This window comes from Mesorhizobium sp., assembly GCF_024509055.1.
Taxonomy (GTDB): domain Bacteria; phylum Pseudomonadota; class Alphaproteobacteria; order Rhizobiales; family Rhizobiaceae; genus Mesorhizobium.
In genome coordinates this window covers 1-4,778 of sequence record NZ_JANINM010000107.1, presented here as the reverse complement: position 1 = coordinate 4,778, position 4,778 = coordinate 1, and the positions used below count along the sequence as shown (strand labels likewise).

The 4,778-nt window shown below is 64.4% G+C and carries 7 protein-coding genes; 2 read left to right on the top strand and 5 right to left on the bottom strand.

The features are described 5' to 3' along the window. The 4 genes from Q0L57_RS06190 to Q0L57_RS06175 form a co-directional block, all read right to left on the bottom strand. A partial coding sequence (locus Q0L57_RS06190) for a helix-turn-helix domain-containing protein (RefSeq protein WP_296739603.1) occupies positions 1-185 on the bottom strand: 185 nt, incomplete at its 3' end. 10 nt (positions 186-195) lie between these two features. Then, on the bottom strand, positions 196-720 hold the full coding sequence (locus tag Q0L57_RS06185) for a Smr/MutS family protein (RefSeq protein WP_296739600.1): 525 nt from the start codon (positions 718-720) through the stop codon (positions 196-198). Continuing rightward, positions 720-1,823, bottom strand: a complete 1,104-nt coding sequence (locus Q0L57_RS06180; RefSeq protein ID WP_296739597.1) for a murein transglycosylase A — start codon at positions 1,821-1,823, stop codon at positions 720-722. Before Q0L57_RS06180 ends, Q0L57_RS06185 begins: the two co-directional genes overlap by 1 nt. Before the next feature lie 24 nt (positions 1,824-1,847). Next, the gene (locus Q0L57_RS06175; protein WP_296739595.1) at positions 1,848-2,552 is read right to left on the bottom strand and encodes a Tim44/TimA family putative adaptor protein; all 705 of its coding nucleotides are present in this window, start codon (positions 2,550-2,552) and stop codon (positions 1,848-1,850) included. 200 nt (positions 2,553-2,752) lie between these two features. On the opposite strand from Q0L57_RS06175, the gene Q0L57_RS06170 reads away from it, so the two are divergent. After that, a complete protein-coding gene (locus Q0L57_RS06170) occupies positions 2,753-3,250 on the top strand; it encodes an FxsA family protein (RefSeq protein ID WP_296739592.1) in 498 nt (165 codons plus the stop codon). A 139-nt stretch (positions 3,251-3,389) separates the two neighbouring features. Further along, positions 3,390-3,893, top strand: coding sequence for a protein-export chaperone SecB (gene secB, locus Q0L57_RS06165; RefSeq protein WP_296739591.1), 504 nt, complete (start codon positions 3,390-3,392; stop codon positions 3,891-3,893). 319 nt (positions 3,894-4,212) lie between these two features. Here secB and dnaQ read toward each other — a convergent pair. Next, positions 4,213-4,778 (bottom strand): DNA polymerase III subunit epsilon (dnaQ, locus tag Q0L57_RS06160; protein ID WP_296739588.1); only part of this gene is annotated, 566 nt, incomplete at its 5' end.

Genomic DNA, 4,778 nt, shown 5'->3' with positions numbered 1-4,778 from the left:
TCGTCCCAGATGATGTTGAAATAGCCGATGATCTTCTGGATCAGCGTCCAGGTCGGCGCGCCGCGGCGGCCGTGCTCGAGCGCGGAAAGATAGGCGGCGCTGACGCCGATGGCCGCGGCCATCGACTTCTGGCTGACGCCGCGTTCGGCACGCAAGGCGCGCAGCTTCTCGCCGAAGGGCGTCATGATGCCGTCCTCATGACCGTGTCCGCCTCAGCCGGACATAGAGCGCCCCGGAGCCGCCATGGTTCCGGGCGGCGTGATCGTGGCTGGAAACGAGCGGCCGGAACGCTGGCGTCGAAAGCCAGGCCGGCACGGCGCGGCGCAGGATCCCGTCGCCGCCCGAGGACGAACCCTTGCCGGTGATGATGAGGACATAGCGGACACCGCCGGCATGCGCCCGATGCAGAAATCCGAGCAGCAGCGAATAGGCCTCGTCCTGCGTCATGCCGTGCAGGTCGACGCGGCCCTCGATCGGCAGCCGACCTTTTTTCAGCTTGTGCAGCGTCTGGTCGTCCAACGCATGCGAGACATGCTGCGCCTTGGCCTTGGCGGCAACCGCGGGAACGCCGTTGGCAAGAGCGGGGGCGGGATCCGGCTTCGGCTCGACGATGTCAGGTATCTCGACAGCGGCCTTGCCCTTCAGCGGCCGCGCCGTCCGCGCCACGAGATTCCAGAGAATGCGGTCATCCTCGCTGAGCTTGTCGTCGCGGCGTGTCATCAACGCCCTCTCCCGATGAGCGCGCGCGGGATCAGGGCGTAGAAGTCGGCGGCGTTGCGGACGACGCCGGCGACCTCGCCCGCGGCGTCGCCGGAACCGGCGAAAAGGTCGCCGCGCGCCGGGCCGGTGATGGCCGAGCCGGTGTCCTGCGCGATCATCAGCCGACGGAACGGTTTTTCGTCGAAGGCAGTGAGCGTCGGCGCATCGATATAGAAAGGCGTGCCGAAGGTGTGCAGCAGCCGGTCGACGGCGACCGAGCGGCCGGGCGTCAGCGGCACCTTGGCGGCAGCGATGGGCCCAAGCCCGGTGTCTTCGACCGGCGCTTCGCGAAAGAAGATGTAGGAGCGGTTCTGCCAGAGGATCTCGTCGACACGATCAGGATGCGCCTTGAACCAGGCGCGGACCGACTGCATCGTCACCCTTGCGAGCGGAATTTCGCCGAGCTCGCTCAAGATCCTGCCCGGACCGGTGAAGCGCTGACCGGACTTGGCCGCATAGGTGACGCGGCGGAGCGTGCCATCCGTCATCTTCAGCCTGGCGGCGCCTTGCACATGCACGAAGAACGAATCGACCTTGTCGGCCAGCCAGGCGATCCCGAGGTCTTGGCTGGAAAGCGCGCCACGCTCGATTTGGCCTCGGTCGAAATATTCGACCGGACCCACCGGCGTCTCGCGGGCGAATGCCAGATAAGGGTCCATACCGGCCGGGCGATTGTTGTCGTCGATATCGACCAGATCGGCCGGGCGGGAGAGCAGCGGAACCGCGAAGCGCTCCGTCCTGACGGGCGAAGCTTCGACCTCGGGCTCGTAGAAACCGGTGACGAGGCCGGCGCTTCCAGTTTCAGGCGTCACCAACGCCGGGACGAAGTGGCGCTCGAAGAAGGACCGCGCCTGCGACCGATTCGCGGGCGAAACGGAACGCGCTTCGGCATAGGCATCCGCGAATGCGTTGAAATCGACGCCGAGCGAACCGGTCCGATAGGGTTTTACGGGCGCATGGTGTGCGGAACGGCGAAACGCGGCGAAGGCGGCAAGATGATCGTCAGTACCCCAGCCGGGCAGGGCTTCGAAGGATTTTTCGTTGAAAACCGGGGACAGCGACACGGCAGGCTCCGCCACCGCTCGCGATCAATCTTCTTCTTCCGTGGCGACGAGCTTCCAGTTTGGATCGCGCGAGCGAGTGTCGCGGGCAAAGGTCCAGACGTCCTTGACCTCCGCGACCGTCTCCGGATCGCCATCGATGACGGCGCCGGCCTTGTCGCGGGTCGCCGAAATCAGCTCGGAGACGATGCGCAGCGTGATATGCGCCTCGGAGCCCTTCATCTCGGCCGCCACGATGTCGGCCTTGTCGATGCCGACGAAGGAGGACTGGATCTTTTCCGACTTCGCCTCGCGGTCGCCGATAGCCGAGACGAAGCCGTCATAGACTTCGCGCGACAGCAGGTTCTTCAGCGTCTTGCGGTCGCCGTCGGCATAGGCCATGACGATCATCTCATAGGCCATCTTGGCGCCGTCGACGAAGGTCTTAGGTTCGAAGGACGGATCGTTGTCCTTGATTGTGCGCAGGCCCTTGTTGAGATCGCTGTCCGGCTTGGCGAAAGCATCGATGTCGGCATAAGCCTCCGGGGCTGCCTCGCCGGGCGGGCGCTTGCGCGGCAGCGACACCACGTTCTCGGGCTTCTGGGCGGCGGCATCCTGCGTGCGGCTCGCCGAATAGGGATCGAAGGGCGGGCGCTCGTTGCCTGTGCGGCGGCCCAGCACGTTGCGCAGCTGGAAAAAGATCACAACCGCCGCAATCAAGAAGAAAATCGTGCCGAAGTCGAAGAAACCCATATCTTCCGCCAATTCGAGCCCTGTCCGCGCCGGACCGGCGACCAGAAGGGGGCCGCGGGTCGCATAGCGTTCAACATTCAAAGCATATAGAACGCTAGGCGCAATCATTCAAATCAAAGGCAGCCATACCTATGTAAGGGCGCCGGTGCCAGCGGCGATTGCCCGCAGGCCCGTAAAACAAGAAAGCGATCGGTCAAGACTTGCGCATTTCGCTCTTTCCGCTGTTCCTGCTCCTGTTGCCCTTGCTGGAGATCGCTGGTTTCGTCATCGTCGGCCGGGAAGTTGGCGCTTTGGCGACGGTCGGGCTGGTCATCCTTTCCAGCATCGCCGGTAGCCTGTTGCTCAGGCACCAGGGTTTTGGAGTGATGGCGCGGGTGCGGGCGGAGATGGATGCCGGACGCGATCCGAGCCGCCAGCTTGCGCATGGCGCGATGATCGTGCTGGCGTCGATCCTGCTCATCATTCCTGGCTTCATCACCGACATATTCGCCATCCTGCTGCTCCTGCCGCCGGTGCGCGATCTGGCCTGGCGGCTGCTCAAGAGCCGCATCGTCGTGGCCACCAGCTTCACCGGCGGCGGGTTTCGCGGCCGCGGCCGCGACAAGGTGATCGACCTCGACAACGCCGACTATTCGCGCGACGACTATCCGAACCGGCCGGACCACAATTCGCCGTGGCGGCGGCTGAAGAACGATTGAAGCGCGCCGAGTTTTTGACCAGGCCCGGACCCGACGCCGAATTGGGCCGGCAAAACTTGTCTTGTCCTGTCGGCCATGGTAGCGAACCCGCGATTTCAATCCGGTCAGCAATGCTGCCCAGGCAAAAGGACAAAGGCTCATGGCCAGCAACGATGACGCGCCGACGGGCGCCGCCAACGGCAACGGCAACCAGACCCAGCCCTCTCTCAGCGTGCTTGCCCAGTATGTGAAGGACCTGTCCTTCGAAAGCCCCGGCGCGCCGAACTCGCTGCGCGGCCGCGACAAGGCCCCGGGCATCGCCATCAATGTCAACGTCAATGCCAACCCGCTTTCGGACAAGCAGTTCGATGTCAACCTGACGTTGAACGCCAAGGCTTCCTTCGACCAGGAAGTGCTGTTCAACGTCGAGCTGGTCTATGGCGGCGTCTTCGCCATCAGCGGCTTCCCGCAGGAACACATGCTGCCGATCCTGTTCATCGAATGCCCGCGGCTCTTGTTCCCGTTCGCACGCCAGATCATCTCGGACGCCACCCGCAATGGCGGCTTCCCGCCGCTGATGCTCGACCCGATCGATTTCGCGCAGATGTTCCAGCAGCGTATCGCCGAGGACCAGGCCGCTTCGAGCAAGATCCAGGTGAGCTGAGTCGGGCTTACGTCGTATCGAGTAGAGAGCCCGGCTTCGCGCCGGGCTTTTTTGTTGGAGATGTCGACGGGACAGCGCCGACCTTCGTGATTGGCCGCTGCGACAGCGCCGTCGTCATTCCAGGGCGAAGCAAGGAGCGAAGCGACGCGGCGCAGACCCTGGAATCCATGCCTTCGCTAAGGCGTTGCAAAGATAACAGAATTCTGCACCGTTGCGTCCTACGACGGAGGTCACGGCATGGATACTCGGGTCAAGCCCGAGTATGACGAAGGGATCGGCGATACGGCCAACCGCGTAGGTTGGCGTTAAGGGCGTCGGTTCACCCCGCGGCCGCCACCTTGAGCCACAACGCCTTTTCGCCGAGCGTCGCAACCAGACCGGCATGCGCGGCTCGGTCGGCCTCGCTCAAGCGCGGCGGCAACTCGATGGGTCTTGCGCCGACGGAGATGTCGATGTCAGCCACTTCGCCGGCGCCGTTGCCCTGCGCCGCCACGCTTTCCAGCACAAGCGCCGCCTGCTTGCCACCGATGAGCTCGATATAGACCTCGGCCAGCAGCTCGGAGTCGAGCAGCGCGCCGTGCTTGGTGCGGCGGGTGTTGTCGATGCCATAGCGCCGGCAAAGCGCATCCAGCGAATTCGGCCCCATCGGATGCTTGCGGCGCGCCAGCGCCAGCGTATCGACGACGCGGCCGGGATCGATGGCCGGCTGGTCGAGCCGGCTGAATTCGAGGTTGAGGAAGCCGATATCGAATGTGGCGTTGTGGGCGATCAGCTTGGCGCCATCGGTGAAGGCAAGCCATTCATCGATGATCTCGGCGAAGGTCGGCTTGCCAGCAAGATCGGCGGCGCTGATGCCGTGCACGGCCTGCGCCTCGGCGTGGATCG

Coding starts and splice junctions, on each gene's coding strand:
- secB (WP_296739591.1), top strand. CDS start 3,390: ATGGCCAGCAACGATGACGCGCCGACGGGCGCCGCCAACGGCAACGGC.
- Q0L57_RS06185 (WP_296739600.1), bottom strand. CDS start 720: ATGACACGCCGCGACGACAAGCTCAGCGAGGATGACCGCATTCTCTGG.
- Q0L57_RS06175 (WP_296739595.1), bottom strand. CDS start 2,552: ATGGGTTTCTTCGACTTCGGCACGATTTTCTTCTTGATTGCGGCGGTT.